General features: G+C 71.8%; 19 protein-coding genes. 2 read left to right on the forward strand and 17 right to left on the reverse strand.

From position 1 onward, the window contains the following. Nucleotides 1-5 precede the first annotated feature (5 nt). The 6 genes from ruvX to AC2AXK_RS06605 all read right to left on the reverse strand — a co-directional run bounded on the left by ruvX (nt 6) and on the right by AC2AXK_RS06605 (nt 6,438). On the reverse strand, nt 6-512 hold the full coding sequence (gene ruvX, locus AC2AXK_RS06580) for a Holliday junction resolvase RuvX (RefSeq protein ID WP_484344558.1): 507 nt from the start codon (nt 510-512) through the stop codon (nt 6-8). Continuing rightward, on the reverse strand, nt 509-3,202 hold the full coding sequence (gene alaS, locus AC2AXK_RS06585; RefSeq protein WP_484344559.1) for an alanine--tRNA ligase: 2,694 nt from the start codon (nt 3,200-3,202) through the stop codon (nt 509-511). Before alaS ends, ruvX begins: the two co-directional genes overlap by 4 nt. Before the next feature lie 84 nt (nt 3,203-3,286). Beyond that, entirely contained in the window at nt 3,287-3,646 is a 360-nt protein-coding gene (locus AC2AXK_RS06590; protein WP_484344560.1) for a hypothetical protein, read from the reverse strand. Further along, nucleotides 3,646-4,035 (reverse strand): DUF948 domain-containing protein, encoded by a 390-nt coding sequence (locus tag AC2AXK_RS06595; protein ID WP_484344561.1) that lies wholly within the window; start codon nt 4,033-4,035, stop codon nt 3,646-3,648. Before AC2AXK_RS06595 ends, AC2AXK_RS06590 begins: the two co-directional genes overlap by 1 nt. Nucleotides 4,036-4,248: 213 nt before the next feature. After that, nucleotides 4,249-4,875 (reverse strand): 30S ribosomal protein S4, encoded by a 627-nt coding sequence (gene rpsD / locus AC2AXK_RS06600; RefSeq protein ID WP_484344562.1) that lies wholly within the window; start codon nt 4,873-4,875, stop codon nt 4,249-4,251. A gap of 177 nt (nt 4,876-5,052) precedes the next feature. Further along, complete coding sequence (locus AC2AXK_RS06605; RefSeq protein WP_484344563.1) at nt 5,053-6,438, reverse strand: replication-associated recombination protein A; 1,386 nt, start codon at nt 6,436-6,438, stop codon at nt 5,053-5,055. A gap of 70 nt (nt 6,439-6,508) precedes the next feature. Here AC2AXK_RS06605 and AC2AXK_RS06610 point away from each other — a divergent pair, with 70 nt between their 5' ends. Further along, a complete protein-coding gene (locus AC2AXK_RS06610) occupies nt 6,509-8,758 on the forward strand; it encodes an MMPL family transporter (protein ID WP_484344564.1) in 2,250 nt (749 codons plus the stop codon). A gap of 40 nt (nt 8,759-8,798) precedes the next feature. After that, nucleotides 8,799-9,296, forward strand: a complete 498-nt coding sequence (locus AC2AXK_RS06615; RefSeq protein ID WP_484344565.1) for a hypothetical protein — start codon at nt 8,799-8,801, stop codon at nt 9,294-9,296. A gap of 147 nt (nt 9,297-9,443) precedes the next feature. Here AC2AXK_RS06615 and aspS read toward each other — a convergent pair whose 3' ends face one another. The 11 genes from aspS to AC2AXK_RS06670 all read right to left on the reverse strand — a co-directional run bounded on the left by aspS (nt 9,444) and on the right by AC2AXK_RS06670 (nt 20,840). Continuing rightward, a complete protein-coding gene (gene aspS, locus AC2AXK_RS06620) occupies nt 9,444-11,219 on the reverse strand; it encodes an aspartate--tRNA ligase (RefSeq protein WP_484344566.1) in 1,776 nt (591 codons plus the stop codon). A gap of 156 nt (nt 11,220-11,375) precedes the next feature. Next, entirely contained in the window at nt 11,376-14,357 is a 2,982-nt protein-coding gene (locus AC2AXK_RS06625; protein WP_484344567.1) for an AfsR/SARP family transcriptional regulator, read from the reverse strand. Beyond that, nucleotides 14,348-14,806 carry a TadE/TadG family type IV pilus assembly protein gene (locus AC2AXK_RS06630; protein WP_484344568.1) on the reverse strand — a complete coding sequence of 153 codons (459 nt, stop codon included), beginning with the start codon at nt 14,804-14,806 and terminating at the stop codon, nt 14,348-14,350. The genes AC2AXK_RS06625 and AC2AXK_RS06630 overlap by 10 nt, the downstream gene beginning before the upstream one ends. Before the next feature lie 5 nt (nt 14,807-14,811). Further along, nucleotides 14,812-15,195 (reverse strand): TadE/TadG family type IV pilus assembly protein, encoded by a 384-nt coding sequence (locus AC2AXK_RS06635; RefSeq protein ID WP_484344569.1) that lies wholly within the window; start codon nt 15,193-15,195, stop codon nt 14,812-14,814. Nucleotides 15,196-15,254: 59 nt separating this feature from the next. Continuing rightward, entirely contained in the window at nt 15,255-15,710 is a 456-nt protein-coding gene (locus AC2AXK_RS06640) for a TadE family protein (protein ID WP_484344570.1), read from the reverse strand. A gap of 140 nt (nt 15,711-15,850) precedes the next feature. After that, nucleotides 15,851-16,105 (reverse strand): hypothetical protein, encoded by a 255-nt coding sequence (locus tag AC2AXK_RS06645; RefSeq protein ID WP_484344571.1) that lies wholly within the window; start codon nt 16,103-16,105, stop codon nt 15,851-15,853. Between the two features lie 93 nt (nt 16,106-16,198). Further along, the gene (locus AC2AXK_RS06650; RefSeq protein WP_484344572.1) at nt 16,199-17,113 is read right to left on the reverse strand and encodes a type II secretion system F family protein; all 915 of its coding nucleotides are present in this window, start codon (nt 17,111-17,113) and stop codon (nt 16,199-16,201) included. Next, a complete protein-coding gene (locus AC2AXK_RS06655) occupies nt 17,110-18,003 on the reverse strand; it encodes a type II secretion system F family protein (RefSeq protein ID WP_484344573.1) in 894 nt (297 codons plus the stop codon). The genes AC2AXK_RS06650 and AC2AXK_RS06655 overlap by 4 nt, the downstream gene beginning before the upstream one ends. Next, on the reverse strand, nt 17,993-19,300 hold the full coding sequence (locus AC2AXK_RS06660; protein WP_484344574.1) for a TadA family conjugal transfer-associated ATPase: 1,308 nt from the start codon (nt 19,298-19,300) through the stop codon (nt 17,993-17,995). Before AC2AXK_RS06660 ends, AC2AXK_RS06655 begins: the two co-directional genes overlap by 11 nt. 41 nt (nt 19,301-19,341) lie before the next feature. After that, entirely contained in the window at nt 19,342-20,118 is a 777-nt protein-coding gene (locus AC2AXK_RS06665; protein WP_484344575.1) for a CpaE/TadZ family protein, read from the reverse strand. Beyond that, the gene (locus AC2AXK_RS06670; RefSeq protein ID WP_484344576.1) at nt 20,118-20,840 is read right to left on the reverse strand and encodes an SAF domain-containing protein; all 723 of its coding nucleotides are present in this window, start codon (nt 20,838-20,840) and stop codon (nt 20,118-20,120) included. Before AC2AXK_RS06670 ends, AC2AXK_RS06665 begins: the two co-directional genes overlap by 1 nt. Between the last annotated feature and the right edge of the window lie 69 nt (nt 20,841-20,909).

Here is a 20,909-nt window from a genome sequence, read left to right on the forward strand (position 1 = left end):
CGTCCTCAGTCCACCAGCTCGCCTGCGCGCCGCCCCGAGTGTCGCTCGACATCCAACGCGGACTGCAGGATCACCACGGCGGCGACCTGGTCCACCACCGCACGGTGCTTGCGTCCTGCTCGGCCTGCAGCATGGAGCGCCTGGTGGGCGCTCACGGTGCTCATTCGCTCGTCAACCATACGCACCTGGACGGGCGTGACAGCCCGAGCGACCGACCTAGCGTACGCGCGGGCAGCAGCGGATGCCGAACCCTCCGTGCCTGACAGGTGCCTGGGCAGTCCGACGTACACGACCGCCGCGCCCCGCTCCGTCACCTCCCACGCTATCCGAGCGACGTCCGCAGGCACAGACCCGTCGGTCGGCAGAACACCCCGCGCGACGGTGTCCACGGGGGTCGCGACGAGCCCGTCGGGGTCGCTCGCCGCGACCCCGACCCGCACGCTACCGACGTCGATCGCCAGCCGGACGCCGCGCGTCACCTCATCTGGACGGGCGGTCGAGGAGCCGCTCATGCCCCGAGCTGGGCAGCAACCGCGTCCCGGATGCTGCGCAACGCGTCCGGGAGGGCCGTCGCGTCCTGGCCGCCGCCCTGCGCCATGTCGTCCTTGCCACCGCCACCACCACCGAGCACACCGGACGCGGTCCGCGCGAGGGCGCCAGCCTTGATGCCGGCTGCACGCGCCGTGGCGTTCGTCACGACGACGACGAGGGGACGATCCTTGCTCACGCCGGCGATCGCCACGACCGAGGCGGTCGCCTCACCGAGCCGACCGCGCACGTCGAGCGCGAGGGCCCGGAGGTCGTCCGCTGATGCGACGGCCCCGGCGTCGTGTACGACGACCCGGGCGCTCCCGACGCTCTCTGCGGACGCGACGAGCGAACCGGCAGCCGCGAGAAGCTGTGCCTGCCGCAGGGCCGCGAGCTCCTTCTCCGTCTCCTTGAGGCGGGTGAGCAGACTGCCGACACGGTCGGGCAGCTCGTCCGTGCGGACGTTGAGCAGCCCGGTGAGCTGACCGACGAGGGCGTGCTCCTTCGCCTGGAACCCGTAGGCCCCGTCCCCGACGAGGGCGTCGACGCGGCGTACGCCGGACCCGATGGAGGCCTCACCCAGGAGGGTGACGAGCCCGAGCTGGCCGGACCGCTTGACGTGCGTGCCCGCGCACAGCTCGCGCGACCAGTCGTCCCCGATGGAGACCACGCGCACCCGGTCGCCGTACTTCTCACCGAACAGGGCCATGGCACCGAGGGCACGCGCCTCGTCGATGTTCATGATCTGCTCGGTGACCTCGAGGTCCTCGGCGAGCTGGGTGTTCACCCGCTCCTCGATCTCGCTGAGCACTCCCTGCGGGACGGCCTGGCTGGCCCGGAAGTCGAACCGGATCCGGCTCGGTGCGTTCTCGGACCCCGCCTGGGTCGCGTCCTTGCCGAGCGACTCCTGGAGCGCCTTGTGGATCATGTGGGTGGCCGAGTGCGCACGGCTGATCGCCTTGCGGCGGGTGGTGTCGATCGTCGCCGTCCCGGAGTCACCGAGCGCGAGGGTGCCCTCGACGAGCCGACCACGGTGGACGGACAGGCCCTTGAGCGGTGCCTGGACGTCGTCGACCTCGACGGTCGCACCACCGTCGAGGACGATCGTGCCGTGGTCGGCGAGCTGACCACCGGCCTCCGCGTAGAACGGTGTCCGGTCGAGGATGACGTCGACGTTCGCGGGGGCGGTCGCCGCCGGTCCGGGCACGCCGTCGACGACGAGACCCACGACGGACGCACGGGAGGTGACGTCCGTGTAGCCGATGAACTCCACGGGGGCCGCGAGGTCTGCGCGCAGCGCCTCGTACGCGGCCTTGTCAGCGCCACCCGTGCGCTTGGACAGCGCGTCGGCGCGCGCACGCTCGCGCTGGGCCTGCATGAGGCTCCGGAACGCCGTCTCGTCGACGGTCACGCCGTGCTCCGAGGCCATCTCGAGCGTGAGGTCGATGGGGAACCCGTAGGTGTCGTGGAGCGCGAACGCCTCGTCGCCGCCCAGCAGGGGTGACCCCGTGGACCCGGCCCGCGCCTTGGCGCTCTGCACAGCGGTGTCGAGGATCGTCGTCCCGGCGACGAGGGTGCGCCGGAAGGCGTCCTCCTCGGCGTACGCGATCGACGAGATGCGCTCGAAGTCGGTGCCGAGCTCCGGGTACGAGGCCTGCATGGCGTCACGGCTGGCGGGGAACAGGTGCGGGAGCGCCGGGTCCTCCACCCCGAGCAGGCGCATCGCGCGCACGCTGCGGCGGAGCAGACGGCGCAGGACGTACCCACGGCCCTCGTTCGAGGGTCGGATGCCGTCGCCGATGAGCATGAGCGAGGAGCGGATGTGGTCCGCGACCACCCGCATCCGGACATCGTCGGTCGTCGATGCGCCATACCGCTTGCCCGAGAGCTCCTGCGCGGCGGTGATGACGGGGAACACCTCGTCGATCTCGTACATGTTGTCGACGCCCTGGAGGAGGTACGCGACGCGCTCGAGACCCATGCCGGTGTCGATGTTCTTCTGCTTGAGCTCACCGAGGATGGGGAAGCTGTCCTTGCCGCCGCCGTCGCCGCGCTCGAACTGCATGAAGACGAGGTTCCAGATCTCGATGTACCGGTCCTCGTCGACGACGGGCCCGCCCTCGGCCCCGTACTCGGGCCCGCGGTCGACGTAGATCTCCGAGCAGGGACCGGCCGGGCCACGTGCCCCGGTGGACCAGAAGTTGTCCTTCATGCCGCGCGACTGGATGCGCTCGTCGGGCAGGCCGGCGATCGACTTCCACAGCTGGCGTGCCTCGTCGTCGTCGTGGAAGACCGTCACCCAGATGGTGTCGGGGTCGAAGCCGTACTTGCCCTCGGCCACGGGGCCGGTGACAAGGTCCCACGCGTAGGCGATGGCCTCGGCCTTGAAGTAGTCCCCGAACGAGAAGTTGCCGTTCATCTGGAAGAAGGTGCCGTGCCGGGTCGTCTTGCCGACCTCCTCGATGTCGAGGGTCCGCACGCACTTCTGCACGCTCGTCGCGCGCTTCCACGGCGGGGTCTGCTGCCCGGTCATGTACGGGATGAACGGCACCATCCCCGCGATGGTGAAGAGCGTCGACGGATCCGGCGAGATGAGCGACGCCGAGGGCACGACGGTGTGGTCGCGCTCGGCGAAGTAGTCGAGCCAGCGCTGGCGGATGTCGGCGGTACGCATGAGGTTCCTTCGTCAGGAGCGGCTCTGGCGGGCAGAGCACGGGGTGTGATTCGAAAGTGCCGGGCACGCGGCACGGCACCGGTGTCAGAACGAGTAGCCGAGGGTGTCCTCGTCGTCGTCGTCCGTGACGGACGCCGGGCGCTGCGGACGCCCGGTGGTGTCTGTGCGACGGGAGTCGCGACGCGCACGCAGGTCCTCGACGCTGCCCTGGGACCGCGCGAGGAGCGCGTCCGCCAGCGCTGTCGCGCGCTCGTCCCGTGCCGCACGGAAGTCGGACGCGAAGTGCTGCACGACGTCCGACAGGTGTGCCGTGGTCTCCTCGACGGTCGCGGTGGCGCGCTCGGCGACGGCGGCCGGGGTGTAGCGACGCACGACCCGGCGGCCCTTGAGGATGACGGCGACGGTGACCGCGGAGCCGGTCGCGATCCAGAACAGGCGTGCCATCAGGGCCGCTTCCCGTCGGCGGCGACGCCGGTCCCCCGCATGCGGGACGCGGCCTGCCCGAACGCCTGGCGCACGCCGTAGGAGAACGCGGCCACCTTGACGAGGGGCGCACCGAACGCGGCAGCGTACAGCCCGGTGAGTGCCGAGACGTTCTGGCTGACCTCGGAGGCCGCCGTCGTGATCTCGTCGACCTTGACCAGCTGTGTGTTCGCGCTCGCGACGGTCTGGGCCGACTCGTCGAGGATCGGCACGGAGTGGGCGGTGATCTCCTTGATGCTGGCCGTGGTGGTGTCGAGCACCCGGCCGAGCTTGACGAGGGGCACAGCCAGGAGGCCGACCAGCGCGACGAACGCCACGGCCGCGATGAGTCCAGCGATGTCACCGATCACACGAACAACCCCTTAGGTCTCGAGCACGGGCCCGACGCCGGGCCATGAGCACATCCGCGAAAACACTACCCGCTCGGCGGCTGGCGTCAGCCATGGGTATGGAGCTCCCGTCGCACCGCGCGTACGGGCGTGTGCCCGCCGCACGTGCCGTGCACGCACGAACGCCTCGTCCCCGGGTGCGGGACGAGGCGCTCGTGACGGACGGGGTGCGGGTCAGCGCGAGTAGTGCTCGACGACCAGCTGGACCTCGCAGGTCACGGGGACCTCGGCACGCTTGGGCGCACGCGTCAGCTGGAACGACAGCTTCTCAAGCTGGACCTCGAGGTAGCCGGGGACGGCGGGGAGCACGTCGCGGTGCGCGCCGGCGGCGGCGACCTGGAACGGCGTCATGGCCTGGCTCTTCGGCTTGACCTGGACGGTCTGTCCGGGCTTGACCTTGAAGGACGGGCGGTCGACGATCTTGCCGTCGACGAGGATGTGGCGGTGCACCACGGCCTGGCGCGCCTGCAGCGTCGTGCGAGCGATGCCGGCACGGAGCACGAGGGCGTCGAGGCGGGTCTCGAGGAGCTCGACGAGCGCCTCACCGGTCAGACCAGGAGCCTTGCGGGCCTCCTCGAACGCACGGGCCATCTGCTTCTCGCGGAGGCCGTACTGGGCGCGCAGACGCTGCTTCTCACGAAGACGCACCGCGTAGTCGGACTCGGTACGGCGGCGGGCACGGCCGTGCTCGCCGGGCGGGTAGGGGCGCTTCTCGAAGTGCTTGACGGCCTTCGGGGTGAGCGCGATGCCCAGCGCGCGGCTCAGGCGAACCTGGCGGCGCGAACGGGTGACAGAAGACATGAAGCTACGTCCGTTCCTGATCGTGATGACGTCACACCCGCACGCGGAGGTGCGTGGGGTGCGGGACCAGCCGTTGGGGCAGCTGCAGCGTGCTGCGGCTCCCACGGGGCCGAGGTCCCAGGTGGTCGCCCCCAGATACTCATGGGGCAACCTCACGATTCTAGCATCGGCGAGCAGTCAGTCGGTCCCGCCCCGGAGGATCGCGCGCACGCGCTCCATCCGCTCCGTCACGCTGCGCTCGTACCCACGGTCGGACGGGACGTAGTACCGCGCCCCGACGAGGTCGTCGGGCAGGTACTGCTGCTCGGCGACGGCGTGCGGCGCGTCGTGCGCGTACCGGTACCCCTTGCCGTGGCCGAGCGCGGACGCTCCCGAGTAGTGGGCGTCCCGCAGGTGCGCCGGCACGCTGCCCACGCGGCCCGCGCGGACGTCCGCCAGGGCTGCGTCGATGGCCATGTACGCAGCGTTCGACTTCGGCGCGGTGGTCACATGGATGACTGCCTCGGAGAGGATGATCCGGGCCTCGGGCATCCCGATGAGCGCGACGGCCGACGCCGCGGCCATGGCGGTCTGCAGCGCACTCGGGTCGGCCATGCCGACCTCCTCGGCTGCCGCGATGACGATGCGCCGGGCGATGAAGCGCGGGTCCTCCCCCGCCGCGATCATCCGCGCGAGGTAGTGCAGTGCGGCGTCGACGTCGGACCCACGCATGGACTTGATGAACGCGCTGATGACGTCGTAGTGCTGGTCCCCGTCGCGGTCGTACCGGACGGCGGCGACATCGATCGCCCGCTCCATCGTCGCGAGGTCGATGAGCGCACGTGCCTCGTCGGGCTCGTCCGCGGCGCGGTCCGAGAGTGCAGCACCGGCGGCCGCCTCGAGGATCGTCAGCGCCTTGCGTGCGTCGCCGCCGGCGAGCCGCAGGAGGTGGTCCAGCGCGTCGTCCTGCAGCTCGACCGACCCGGCCAGACCCCGCTCGTCAGACACCGCGCGCAGGACGAGCGTCCGGACGTCGTCCGTCGTCAAGGGTTGCAGCGTGAGCAGCAGGGACCGGGACAGCAGCGGGGAGTTCACCGAGAAGCTGGGGTTCTCCGTCGTCGCCGCGACGAGGGTGACCCACCGGTTCTCGACGCTCGGCAGCAGGGCGTCCTGCTGGGACTTGGAGAACCGGTGCACCTCGTCGATGAACAGGACGGTCTCAGCCCCCCCGGTCGCCAGCCGACGTCGAGCATCCTCGATGACCGTCCGCACGTCCTTGACGCCCGCCGTCACCGCGGAGAGCTCGACGAAGCGCCGGGCGGAGCTCGTCGCGATGAGGTACGCGAGCGTCGTCTTGCCGGTGCCAGGTGGCCCCCAGAGGATGACGGATCCGGGCGCCGCCCGGCCGGAGCGGCTGTCCGCGGGCTCGACGAGCCTGCGCAGCGGTGAACCCGGCACCAGAAGGTGCGCCTGCCCGGCGACCTCACTGAGGGACGCCGGCCGCATGCGCACCGCGAGGGGTGTCCCCGGGCCCGCGAGGGGCACCCCGGCAGACCCCTGGGTGGTCGAGTCGAACAGGTCCATGAGGTCAAGGGTAGGTCTCGTGCACACCCCTGCGTGGCAGGATGCGGTGCCGGGATGGGATGCTGGCCGCGTGTTTGAATCCCTGGGCCGACGAGTCAGCGCACACCCACGTTCCGCGATCATCGTGTGGGTCGTGCTCACCGTCCTGGGCCTCGCTCTCGCGGGCGTCGGGGTCGGTGGTGACACGCTCTTCGACCGGCTGGCCAGCTCGAACTCGGACGTCACAGGCTCCGAGAGCGCCGAGGGCTCCCGCATCCTCGACGAGATCAGCGAGGAGGGCGAGACGCTCACCCTCATGGTCGACGGCGTCGCACCCAGCGCCGAGGGGGTCACCGAGCCGCTCGGCGCCGCGCAGGCGGAGGTGCTCGCCGTCGACGGCGTCGAGTCGGTGCTCGACCCGGTCATCGTGCCGGGCGGACCCGACAGCGAGATCGGTCAGCTCTTCACGGCACAGGACGGGAACGGCTTCCTCGTCGTCGTGAGCCTCGAGCCCGACCTCACCGCGGACGAGGAGTCCGCGGCCGTGAGCACGGTCGCCGAGATCCTCGAAGCCGTGCCGGCCGCGCTGCCCGGCGACGACGTCACAGGGATCGTCGGGGCGTCTCCGCTCATCCTCGAGGCCATCACGGACCAGGTCGAGGAGGACCTCACCACCGGCGAGGCCATCGCGCTGCCGATCGCCCTCATCATCATGGTGTTCGTGTTCGGCGGCTTCCTCGCCGCTGCGATGCCCATGGCCGGGGCCCTCGCCTCGATCGGCGTCGGCCTCGGGTTCCTCCTCGCGCTCACGTACATCGTCGAGGTCGACGCGTCCGTCGTGAACGTCGTCACGCTCCTCGGCCTCGGCCTCTCGATCGACTACGGCCTCCTCATCGTGTCCCGCTTCCGCGAGGAGCTCGGTGACCTCACCGCCAAGGACGCCGCCACGGGCCGGGAAGGCGGCCGCCGGCGCAGCAGGTCGGACGCGCTCGTCTCCGAAGCGGTGGTCCGCACCATGGCCACCGCGGGGCGCACCGTGACGTTCTCCGCGCTCACCGTCGCGATCTCCATCGCCGGACTCCTGGTGTTCACACCCGCGATCCTGCGATCCATCGGGGGCGCGGCCCTCGCCGTCGTCCTCATCGCCGTCGCCACGGCGCTCACGCTCGTCCCGGCCCTGCTGCGGCTCGCCGGTCGGCGGCTGCTGCGTCCCGGCATCCTTGCGACCGTGCCGGTCGTGCGGACCATCATCGCGCGGACCGCAGACGTCCGCACCGACGACGGTGTCTTCTCCCGTCTCGCAGAACGTGTGCAGCGCCGCCCGGCGATGGTGGCAGCCGGGTGCGTCCTCGTCCTCGCGGTCCTGGCGACCCCCGTGCTCGGGCTCCAGATGCGCAACTCCGGCATCGAGCTGCTCCCGGTGGACTCCACGCAACGCGTGTTCCTCACCCGCCTCGCCGAGCAGTATCCCGGGACCGCCGCCCCGGAGATCAGCGTCCTCGCGGCCGGCACGGCTGAGGACGTCAGCGGTCTTCGCGACGAGATCGCGGGGATCGACGGCGTCGAGTCGGTGACCGAGGCGTCCGCCCCGGACGGCAGCGACGAGTACGTCACCCTCGGGGTCGAGATCAGCTCCGGGGACCCGGGCGGGGAGCAGGCACTCGAGGTCGTCCGCGACATCCGCAGCCTCGACCCCGGGCTCGACACGTGGGTGATCGGGCAGGCCGCCGGCCAGGTGGACTTCATCGAGGCGCTCGGCGACCGCGTCTGGGCCGCCGTCGCCATCGTCGTGCTCGCGACGTTCGTGCTGCTGTTCCTCATGACGGGGTCCGTCGTCATCCCTCTCAAGGCGCTGCTCACCAACGCGCTGTCCATCGCCGCGTCCATGGGCGTGCTCGTCTGGGTGTTCCAGGACGGGCACCTGTCCGGGCTCCTCGGGTTCGTCTCCACCGGGGGCATCGAGACCTTCGTCGTCGCCCTCGTCATCGCCTTCGCGTTCGGGCTCGCGATGGACTACGAGGTCTTCCTGCTCTCACGCATCAAGGAGCTGCACGACGCCGGGAGCGGGGACGACGAGGCCGTGCGCGTCGGGCTGCAGCGTTCCGGGCGGATCATCACCTCGGCCGCGGCGATCATCATCGTCGTGTTCTCCGGGTTCGTCTTCGGGGAGCTGCTCGTCATCAAGCAGGTCGGGTTCGCCCTCGCGGTCGCGATCTTCATCGACGCGACGATCGTGCGGATGCTCCTCGTGCCCGCGACGATGACGCTGCTGGGCCGCTGGAACTGGTGGGCACCCGCCCCGCTGAAGAAGGTCTACGACCGGCTCGCGATCATCCACTGAGGCCCTGTCCGGGCACGTCCAGGCGTGCCATCCTGTGCGGATGGAATCTCGGGTGCGCCAGGGGGCAGCGAGCGGGGAGCCCGGTCCGGGTACGCCGTGGGTCCCCGACACCTGGGACGACTGGTCGCGCGTGGACCGGGACAAGCGCGAGCGGCGAGCCGTCGAGGTGGCGGTCCGTGCTCGACGCGCTGCGGCGGGTCTCGCCCACCAGGAGGCGATGCGGCAGTTCCGCACGGCGCTCGGACGGGCCGGGCTGCACACCGTTCTCGTCCTCGCCCCGGTCGTGGCCGGCTGGTGGCAGGTCCTCGCGGCGCGGGACGCCGCGATCGCGGCCGGTCTCGGCGACCGCTCGTTCGTGGCCGGCGGGCTCCTCCTCCTCATCCTGACCTGCGTCGCAGGGGCCCTGCTCGTGCGTATATGGCAGCGAACCCTGCGCGCCCACCCTGGCCCGCTTCTGCTCGAGGTCATGCCCGACTCCCCCACCGCACGTCGGCACGGCGCGTTCACCGGCGAGACGGAGCCGCCGCGTCGCTGGTGACGACGCGCCGGGCCGTGCCCACGGGCCCCGTGCGGACGTCAGATGTGACGCCTGCCGGCTCTGGGGACCAGGGCCGCGGACGACGACGGGGCGTGCCCCTCGTGAGAGGAGCACGCCCCGTCGGGCGGTCGTCGACCCCGTCGCGGGTCAGCCCTCGGCGGGCGCCTTCGGCTTGGCGTCGACGCCCGCCTCCTTGCGCTGCTGCGCGGTGATCGGCGCCGGGGCCTGCGTGAGCGGGTCGAACCCGCCACCGGACTTCGGGAACGCGATGACGTCACGGATGGACTCGGAGCCCGTGAGCAGCGTGAGGATGCGGTCCCAGCCGAACGCGATCCCGCCGTGGGGCGGCGCGCCGAACGCGAAGGCCTCGAGCAGGAAGCCGAACTTCTCCTGCGCCTCCTCCTCGCCGATCCCCATCATCCGGAACACGCGCTCCTGGACGTCCCGGCGGTGGATACGGATGGACCCGCCACCGATCTCGTTGCCGTTGCACACGATGTCGTAGGCGTATGCGAGGGCCTCGCCGGGGTTCTCCTCGAAGGTGTCGATCCACTCCGGGGTGGGCGACGTGAACGCGTGGTGCACGGCCGTCCAGGCGCCCTCGCCCACGGAGACGTCGTCGTCCTCGCCGGTCGGCTTGAACAGGGGCGCGTCGACCACCCACACGAACGCCCACTCGTTCTCGTCGATGAGCCCAGCCTTCTTGGCGATCTCGAGCCGGGCGGCGCCGAGGAGCGCGCGCGCCTCGGTCGTCTTGCCCGCAGCGAAGAAGATCGCGTCGCCCGGCTTGGCCCCGGTCGCCTCCGCGAGACCGGCGCGCTCGGCGTCGGACAGGTTCTTGGCGACGGGACCACCGAGCTCGCCCTCGGCGGAGATCGTCACGTAGGCCAGGCCACGGGCGCCGCGCTGCTTGGCCCACTCCTGCCAGGCGTCGAACCCGCGTCGCGGGGTGGCCGCTCCCCCGGGCATGACGACGGCACCGACGTACGGCGCCTGGAACACGCGGAACGGGGTGTCGCTGAAGTACTCGGTGAGCTCGACGAGCTCGACGGCGAACCGCAGGTCCGGCTTGTCCGAGCCGTAGCGGCGCATCGCCTCCGCGAACGTCATGCGCGGGATCGGCGTCGGGATGGTGTAGCCGATGAGGTCCCACAGGGCGACGAGGATCTGCTCGCCGAGCGCGATGACGTCGTCCTGCTCGACGAAGCTCATCTCGACGTCGAGCTGGGTGAACTCGGGCTGGCGGTCCGCGCGGAAGTCCTCGTCGCGGTAGCAGCGGGCGATCTGGTAGTAGCGCTCCATGCCGGCGACCATGAGCAGCTGCTTGAACAGCTGCGGGGACTGCGGCAGGGCGTACCAGGAACCGGGCGCCAGACGCGCGGGAACGAGGAAGTCACGTGCGCCCTCGGGGGTCGAGCGCGTGAGGGTCGGTGTCTCGATCTCGACGAACTCCTGTGCGTCCAGCACGCGGCGCGCGGCAGCGTTCGCCTTGGCACGCAGGCGGATGGCTGCCGCCGGCGCGGGACGACGCAGGTCGAGGTAGCGGTGCTTGAGGCGTGCCTCCTCGCCGATCGTCTCGGTCCCCTCGAGTGCCGTCGAGACCTGGAAGGGCAGCGGTGCCGACTCGTTGAGCACGACGACGTCGTTGGCGACGACCTCGACCTCGCCCGTGGCGAGGTTCGTGTTCTCGTTGCCGTCGGGACGGCGGGACACCTCGCCGGTGACCTGCAGCACGTACTCGTTGCGCAGCGGGTGCGCGACGGCCTCGTCGCGGATGACGACCTGGGCCACACCGCTCGCGTCACGCAGGTCGATGAAGGCCACACCGCCGTGGTCACGACGACGATCGACCCATCCCGTGAGGGTGACGGTCTGGCCGATGTGCTCGGCCCGGAGCGATCCGGCGGTGTGGGTGCGCAGCACAGAAGAACCCTTCAGAAGTGGTGTGGAGCCCCTGGGCGCCTCGGCGCACCGGAGTCCGGCATTCAAGCGCCAAGTCTAGAGCGTCGGACCGACCCGGCCAGCATGCCCGGCCGGCACGTCCAGCGGTGGGCGTGCGGAGGTGGCCGGCGTGCCTCATCAGGCGGGTACCGACCGCGACCACCGTCCCGGAGCGAGCTCCTCGAGGAGCGAGAGGGTCTCGGGCTCCATCTCGCGCGATCCCGCGGCCTGCAACGCCTGGTCGAGCTCGGCGGCGGCGGTACGGACGCCGTCCACCCCGGCGCTGCGGTGCGCGACGCGGATCCGCTCGCGCCACAGCACCTCGGCGACCGGATCCACCCGGTGGCCGACTGCGAGCGCCGCGAGGGCCGCCGAGGGGTCGTGCGTGAGCTGCCCCTCGAGGACAGCGAGCCGGTGCGCGGCGGCGACGAGGCGATCGCGCGTGGGACGCTCGAGGCGCGCGCGGGCGAGCCACGAATAGCGGTTCGTCGGGCGTCCCGCGAGCAGCGCTCCTCGGGCGATGCGTGCGACGTCCCGCAGGTGGGCGCGCTCGGCCTCGGGGGTGGGGGCCTGCTCCGCCAGCTCGAGGCATCGCTCGACGACCGGCCAGTCGACGCGCACGTCGGGTCCGAGCTCGAGGAGGCCGCCGGGCGTCGTGCGCAGGCGCGCCTCGCCGGTGGCGTCCGTCCCGAGCCAGGCGCGTGCGCGGTCGATCGTCGCCGCGAGGACCTCCGGCTCGACGCCCCGTGGCCACAGGGCCGCTCCGAGGACGGTCGGGTGGACCCCCGGGTGCAGGGCAAGGTGCACGACGAGCTCGGTGAGCAGCTCGCGGCGTTCGGCGTCCACCGCACCAGGGGCTTCGACGAGGGGCGCACCGAGGACGCGGACGCGGACGGGCGCGCTCGCGAACGTCGCGGCGTCGGTCTGGCCCGCTCCGTGGACCCGACCTGCGCGGGGTCGTGTCCTCTGGGAGGCCGGGTCGCCCTCGTGGAAGAGCTCGCTGACGCTGCCGAGGGTGGCCTGCGAGAGCCGGTTGGCGGTGAGGTGCAGACCGAGCACGTCGAGGCTCACCTCACCGGAGGCGCCGACGGTGAGGGTCCACCGCGCGGAGGGCACGGGGCCGAGTGCCACGACACCGAAGGGAGACCGTCCGGCGCGGGTCAGCGCGTCCTGCATCTCGGTGGCGAGCCCGGCGTCGATCGGGCTCCCCACGACGAGGTAGTCCGGCACCCAGCGGTCCTCGCCGGTGAGCCGGCCGCGCAGCACGTTCTCGTTCGCCGGGTCGGAGGTGCGGCGTGCCGCGCGCCTCAACCATTCCCGCACGTCGTCGTGTGCCTCGTACCGGTCCCCGCCGATGTCGGTGAGGCGCTCGGGCAGGTCGACACCCGTCACACGGAGCTCGTCCGACCAGGGGTTCGTCGCCAGCTCGGCGGCGATCGCGGTGACGACCTCACGGGCGGCCTGGGGGTCGCCGACGACGGCGATGACCCCCTGGGCGGCTTCGAGGTCCACGAGGACAGCGGCGTGCTCGGAGTCGTGCCCGAGCGAGACGAGCCCGGGGAACGGCGCGGCGGCGCGGGACTCCGGGAGTCGCGCGATGGCAGCGGTGTCGATGCTCCAGCGGCGGCCGTCGTCGAGCGCTGTCCAGGGCGCCGGGGCGAGGGGCTCGGCCGGGGCGAGCGCGAGCTCGACGGTGTCGTCGCCGACCCGGACGGCGTAGACGCCCGGCAGGGGCTGACCCGTCACGGAGGCGAACTGCGTGAGCGAGCGCAGGGTGCGGTCCAGCCGGTTGGTGCGGGCGGTGTCGGCGCTGGCGCGCAGGCCGACCTCGGCCTCGACCGCGGCGTCCGACGGCTCGATGGTGCGCCGGCGACGGCGGAGCGACTCGATGGCCGCAACGAGCGAGCCGGCGAGCATGCCCGCTCCGAGCAGCCCTTGGGTGCTCATGAGGCCGGCCGGCCCCGCGTGCGCCACCGACCACGACTCGTCGGTCGCGGGCGCCTCGGCGACGACGTCGGTACTGCCGGCGCCGTCGTCACCAGCCACGTCACCAGCCACGTCACCAGCCACGTCGCCAGCCACGTCGCCAGCCACGTCGTCACCAGCCACGTCACCAGCCACGTCACCAGCCACGTCGTCAGCCACGTCGTCACCAGCCACGTCGCGGTCGATCGGCGGTGGCGTCCAGCTCGGCCCCGAGGGAACCTCTGCGGGCACCTCGGCGACGACAGCCGTGACCGTCTGCACGCCGACCGCGTCGTCAGGCACGATGAGCACCCATCCGGGCTGGATGAGCCTCGCCAGGCTGAGCTCCTGCCCGTCGGGCTGCTCGCGTCCGGCGTTGAGGTCGAAGATCTCCTGGTACCTGCGCCCGTCACCCAGGGTGCGCTCGGCGATGTCCCAGAGGTTGTCGTGGTACCGGCCCTCGGGCGGTTCGACGACGTAGACGTTCCGGCCGACGAGGTCGGCGGCCGTCTCCGCGGGGACCTCCATGTCGCCGATCCGGTACGTCGCCACGGCCGCAGCGCTCGTCGGCCCGGAGCCCTGTGCGGCAGCCTGTCCGGGAGCGACACCGTCCGCGGAGCGCGCGACCGGAGCGGCGTCCGTGGTGTGCTCGTGCTCGACGCTCGAGACGGACGTGGTCTGGTCCGTGGCCTGCAGGCTGGCCTGGGGCATGAGGGCTGTGGCGTTGCTCGAGACGGTCAGCACGAGCAGCACGGTCGCGACGAGCGTCCGCGCCGCCCGCTGGGACGGGCCCGCGAGCGGTACCCGCGCGGGCAGCCCCACCCCGCGGACCGCGGAGACGATCTCGACGACGACGCACACCGTGAACTGCAGCCAGGCGAGCCACACGACCCACAGGAGGATCGCGACGACGGCCTCGATCTCGAGCGCCTGCGCCAGCTGCTCACGTCCGGGCAGCGACGTCGGGATCGGCGGGGTCCCCGCGAGCCACAGGAGGAGCGCGGGGACGCCGACGACCAGTGCGAGCAGCGCCAGTGCGGCGCCGAGCGCAGCAAGCCGTCCGCGTCGCGGCTCGGAGCCCTGCGGCTCCTGGAACCGGCCGGGGCCGAACGACGTACGGGTGCTGCGCACCGGTGCCGAGGACGTCACGGACATGCTGTCTCCATTCCTTCACAGACGATCCCGCTCGCCGCCCGGGCGGTCGCGGTACCGCGGACGTCGAACTCACGAATGAAGATCACCGACAAGATCGTCGTGGGCATCGAGTCGTCGACCGTGACGGTGAACTCGTCCGGTCCGCCCCTGCTGCCGAAGGCGATCTGCGTGTAGCCACGGTCGGTGAGGTATGCCCGCGCGGCGCTCTCGGCGGAGGGCCGGTCGATCTGCGGTGTCTGCCCACCGCGGACCGCAGCGACGTCCAGGCTGTTGGCGCCCAGTCGCGCGGCATGCTCGGCGTCGTCGATCACGCGGAGGTGGGCGTTGAGCGCCCGTCCCCCGTCGATGACGAGCCCTGCGACGAGGAACAGCGCGACGACGAGCCCGAGGACGAAGACCGAGATCGATCCCTTGTCGTCGCTCCGGGCAACGGCAACCGTACGACGCACGATGATCATCCTGTCCTCCGGTACTGGTCGAGAGGGGCGGTGCTCGTGCCCTCGATGCGCACGACGCTGCCGAAGCCGAGCACGCCGAGGTCGCTCATCTTCGCGTCGCAGCCGACGTCGATGATGACCTCCCCGCCGGGGGCGAAGTCGCCTCCGAATCCCGACACCGCGCAACCGGTCAACCAGGAGGAGGTCGTGCTCCCCTGCGTGACCACGCTCGCGGCCGCGGCGCGGGCAGAGGGGACGTCCCGCTCGAGGGACGCCGCCCGGGCGGCGTCCCTCGCCAGGGACTGCACGTCACCCTGTGCGGAGACGTAGCGGCCACCGGCGACGACGAGCAGCATGACGAGAAGAAGCAGGGGCACGAGGATGACGACCTCGACGGCCATCGAGCCGCGGTCCCCCGCTGAGCGCGGGACCACCACGCGTCCCGGTCGCCGGTGCCCGCTCACAGGTCACCCCGGAACGTCTCGAGCGGCGCCTGGGACCGACCCTCGACCCGCGGGGGCAGGCCAGGGACGAGCTCGATCGCGCGTCCCGAGACGGTGACCGAGACGTAGAGCTCGTCCTCGCCCGCCGCAGGTGGGTCCCCGTCCGCATCCACGACGGCGACGGCGACGGCGACGTCGGTGAGCGTGCGTCGGCCGACCTCAGCGGCGAGGTCGAGACCACGCTGGCGCGCAGCCTCGAGGGCTGCAGGGGTGACGTCGCTCGTCCGCGCAGCCCGCGCGGTCTCGCGCGCGACGGCGCCCGCGACGGAGTTGCCGTGCCACGTGAGCGCGAACTGCACGGTGAGGAAGATGACGAGCATGAGGATGGGTGCGTAGAGCAGCAGCTCCACGGAGGATGCGCCGGCATCGCCGCGGCGCAGCACGCCACGGCGTGCTGATTGTCGTCCGCGCATCCCTCCCCCTCCCCGCTCGTCAGCACGTCACACATGAACCTGCTCGCTACCGGCTACCCCACGCCAGGACGGGGGACGCCGCGCCACCCTCACGCGACATCCCCCCTGCGCCATCACGAGGGTGGCGCGCCGCTGCGCCCTCAGGTGCCGCCGTTACCGCCGCCGCCACCGCCACCCCCACCGCTGCCGGGCAGGTCGGGCATGTCGAGGGACCCGGCCTCGTCGTTGACCATGTTGTAGATCGCCAGGCCCACCGCGCCCGCGAGCACGAGGAGCACGCCGGTGATGATGACCCACTCGACGGCCGAGGCCCCGAGGTCCTTCGTGGAGCGGGCGATGTCGATGCGTCGTCGCAGGGTGAGCCAGGCCCATCCCACAGGTGTCGAGAGATTCATGTGTCGTCTCCTTGCGTCGTGTTCGTCACGGTGGTGCTCGGTCCGTCGGTCAGTATGTGGGTTGGTGCGTGTTCGTGCGGTTCGGTCCGTCCTTCAGTACCCGGTGACCTTGACGATCGCCGGGTAGATGAGGAAGACGAGGAAGCCGACGCACAGCAGCAGCTGCGCGACGAGCATGGACTGGGACTTCTCGCCTGCCTTGCCCTCGGCCTCGGCGAGCTCGCGGCGACGCATCGAGTTCGCGCGCGCAGAGAGCGATTCGCGGACCTTGGCACCGTCCTCGGCGACGAGCGCCAGCGCGGACGCCATGTCCCGCAGCTCCGTGATCCGCACCTCCTCGCCGAGCTCGCCGAGCGCGGACCAGGGTGTCTGCCCGTGCAGGCGCGCGGACTGCAGAGCGTTCCGCAGGCGCACCATCGCCCACCCGTCACTGAGCGCCGCTGCGCTCTGCAGAGCCTCCGGCACGCCACGGCCGCCGGCGAGGCTCATGGCGACGAGGTCGAGGAACGAGCCCACGACGTGCCGGAAGTCCCGCCGGCGGTCCTGCGCCCGGCCGTGCACGACGACCGTGGGCAGCGCGAGGCCGGCAAGCCCCCCGACGAGAGACGCGAGCGCGGGCACAGCGGGCTGGACCGAGCCGGTGAGCACGGCGAGCAGGGCGCCGAGGAACAGAGGTCCGAGGAAGCCGACGACCCCCGCGATGACGCTCGTGGCGACGTGACCCTCGAGAGTTCGACCGAGGATCGACAGGTCGCTGCGCAGCGCAGGGAGCTCGACCCCCCAGGCATTGAGCGGTTTCACGAGCCGCAGGCCGAGGTCACGGCGGAACGCCGATCCGCTCGCGCGCGGCGCGAGCGTCTCGGCAACTGTGCGCGCCCGGTCCTGGCTGCGCTGCAGGTCGAGCTGGGCGAGCGTCGCAGCCGGCTGGTTCGCGGGCGGCGCGAGCGTGAGCACCAGGAGGAGGATCCCGAGGCCCGCGACCGCCCCGGCGGCGAGGATGGCGGTCATCGTCCGGCCTCCGTCCCGCGCAGGACCGCCGCGGAGTCTGTCGAGTGCACGAGGAAGCGCTCGGGCAGCTCGACGCCGGAGAGACGCTTCATCCACACGAAGCCGGCTGCGAAGAAGCCCACGACGACGAGCAGCACGAGCTGCCCCGTCGGGGTGGTGTACGGCTCGACGTACTCCTTGTTGAAGACGGCGAGGAGCAGGATGACGGACACGGAGAAGATCATGACGATCTGCGCGGACTTGCGCGTCCCGCTCCGCCCGGCTCCCACGCGCTGGCGCATGTCGAGCTCCGCGCGGGCAGCGTCGGACAAAGAGCTGAGGACCTGCCGCAGGCCCGGTCCCCGCATCTTGGCGTTGAGGATGAGCGCGGCGACGACGAGGTCCGCGCTGGGGTCGTCGAGGTCGTCGGCGAACCCCTGCAGCGCGACCGGCAGAGGGACGCGCACGCGGAGCCGGTCGACGAGCAGGCGCAGCTGCGGCCGGATCGACGGCGAGGACGCGTAGAGCGTCGCGGGGATCGCCTGCTCGAGCCCGACGGCACCGGCGATGGTGTCTCGCAGCGACTCGATCCACGCCGCGAGACCCTCGACCCGCTGTGTCGCCTCACGCTCGGCCTTCCCACCCCCGAAGAGCATGGGCCAGGCCAGCACGAGCACGACGGCCGCCAACCCTGCGACGAGCCACTGGGTGAGGACGAGCACGACGAGGCCTGCAGCGCCCGCGGCGACGGTGCGCCGGCCGAGGCGATCGACGAGGTCGGACGACGAACGAACCGTCGGGACCCGCTCCGGCCGGGGCATGAACGCCACGACGAGCAGCACGACCCCACCGCCGACGACGGCGCCGAGCGCGATGATGAGGAGCAGCGACGGTGTCATGTCAGCCGCCATGCCCGCTCATCGCCGGGGTGAGGTAGCCGGCCTCGAGGAGATCGTCCATGCACGAGATGGGGGCAGCAGGCATCCCCACCCCGTCCGGTCCGGGTGCGAAGACCTCGCTCGACAGGACACGCCCGTCGATCCCGTTGACCTCGCGGATGCTCGAGACGAACCGGCGGAGCTTGCCGCCACGGGTGAAGTCGTTCTGCTTCTGCACGAACACGACGAAATCGATGGCTCCCGCGATGAGCATCTGGCTCGCCTCGAGCGGCAGGCGCTCCGCAGACTGGATCGCATACGTGGAGATCCTGTTGAAGACCTCGAGGGAGGAGTTCGCGTGGATGGTCGACAACGACCCGTCGTTGCCCTGGCTCATGGCGTTGAGCATCGTGACGATCTCGTCACCGAGGACCTCGCCGACGATCACGCGGCTGGGGTTCATGCGCAGGCTGCGTCGCACGAGCTCCGCCATGCTCACGTGGCCGTTGCCCTCGGAGTTCGGCAACCTCTCCTCGAACGCGACGACGTTGGGGTGCAGGTCGGGGAACTCCCCCAGGCCGAGCTCGAGCGCCCGTTCCACGGTGATGAGCCGCTCTCCCGGCGGGATCTCGTTCGCCAGGGCACGCAGCAGTGTCGTCTTCCCCGCGTTCGTCGCGCCGGCGATCATGAGGTTCTTGCGCGCACCGACGGCCGCGGACAAGAAGGCCGCGATCTCGGGCGTGACGGACCCGTACCCGACGAGGTCGTCGAGCGCCACGCGTGACAGCCGCGCGCGGCGGATGGACAGCGACGGCCGCGCGCACACGTTCATCACGGCGGAGAGGCGGCTGCCGTCGGGCAGACGAAGGTCGAGCTGGGGATTCGCGGAGTCGAACGGCCGGCTCGTGAGGCCGGAGTACGCACCGAGGATCTGGACGAGCTCGACGAGCTCGTCGTCGCTGTCGGCCACGGGTGCGCCGCGGACCTCCCGGCCGTCGGAGTACTGGATGAACACGTTGTCGTACCCGTTGATGTCGATGTTCTCGACGTCGCGGTCCTCCAGCAGCGGCTGCAGCCGCCCGACGCCGAAGAGGGCGGCGTGGATCCCCGAAGCGATCTCCTCCTCCTCCGCCGGCGTGAGCGGCGTGCGACCGGCACCGACCTCGGCGCGCGCGTACCCGTCGAGGACCCGGCTGATGACCGCCCGGGCGAACTGGCGCTCGTCCTCGGTGGACATCGGCGGGAGACCAGCGGTCGCGTCGTCACGGCGCTGGCGCGCGAGGATGTCGGCGACGTCCTCACGCAGGGTGCGTACCAGTGCCTGGTCCACTGTGGCTCCTGACGGTCGAAGGGGAAGGGAGACGCGAAGTCTCAGGGATACGCCATCTGCTGGCGACCGGAGGCAGCGAGCTCCCGGATGGGCGTGACCACCCCACGAGCGCTGCGCACGAGGAGCGACCGGGCGATGCCGCGGCTGCGACGTCCGCACAGCACCTCGGCCGCCCGGGGATCGTCGGCGATGCGCCCCACGACGGGGACCGGGATCCCGCTGTGCGCGAGCAGCCTCTGCAGGTCGGCGGCCGCCTCCGTGTCGTTCCACGACGTTCGCAGCAGGACCCCGAGAATTGGAGGAGCCGGTTGGTCGGCGCCAGCGCTCAGGAGCCACCGCAGCCGGTCGCGCAGGTGCCCGTACGACTCGGTGGTGGGGGTGACGCAGACGAGCACGACTTGCGCCGCGGCGAGGACCGGCTGCACCCGCGTACCCGGGGCGATGCGTCCACAGTCGACGATGACGTCCGCCGGTGCGCTCGCGAGGGCGGTGGCGATGGTCGACCAGGCCGGACCCACACCGGTGACCTGCTCAGGCCGGTCGACGCCGAGCAGGACCCGCAGTCCTCCGTCGACCTGCTGGGACTGCTGCACGAGGGACTGCGGGGTGAGCCCGCGTCGGGCCTCCGTGGCCAGGGAGAGCAGACCCCGTTCCGGGTCGAGCGGGCGCCCCTGGGGGTCGCGGTGGCGGTAACCGAGGTCCCCGCCCGACGGGTCGCAGTCCGCGACGAGCACGTCGTCCGGCCAGACCGTCCCCAGCGCGACGGCCGTGGTCGTGACTCCGGGCGACCCCTTGGCGGAGGCGAGCGCGACGAGCATCAGTCGCCCTCGAGCGGCACGCCGCGGTCGACGAGCACGATCGTCAGCTGCTTCGCGGCGATGACGGCCGCGAGGCGGTCGATCTCCTCCGCCGGGTTCTCCGGGACGAGGAGGCTGACAGTCCCCCCGGACGTGCCGTCGAACTGGTCCGTGCCCGAGCTGAGGAACGACGAGACGCGAGCCTCGGGGTACAACGTCTCGCCGTCCGGGGTGACGGTCGAGATGAGTCGCACGACGTCACCCGGCTGGAGGCCACGCGCTGGCACGCGCCCGGCGTCCAGGGACGCTCCGATGGAGACGACGCCGTCGGCGAGGGCGGGGCTCGAGGTCACCAGGCCGGCGTCGAGGAGCTGGCCCGCCTCGATGGCGACACGGGCGTAGGAACCGACCACGAGGCCGGCCTCGTCCTCGGGGACGAGGCGCAAGCCCTCGGACGCGACCGGGGTCGTCGTGACGACGTCGGCGGTGATCTCCTGTCCGGCCGCGATGTTCGCGGAGGCGACGAGCACCGGCACGCGGTCGTCGACGCGGAGCGCCAGGAGTGCCGCGATCGCTGCTCCTCCGACGATGAGGAGGACCGCGAGCGCGGCGAGCAGCGGGCGCCGTTCGCGCGGAGCCGGAGGCAGCCGGTCGCTCTTGGCGGCCTTGGCCGTCTTCGTGCTGCGGATCCCGCGGTCCTCGCGCTGGCGTCGGCGGTCGGCCGTCGTGGTCGTCGTGCTCATCGTCTGGACCTCTGGTTCGTCACGCGGTCGGTGTCCTGTGCTCGTCTGCTCGTCTGCTCGTCTCTCGCA

Source organism: Sanguibacter sp. Z6_81 (assembly GCF_057180625.1).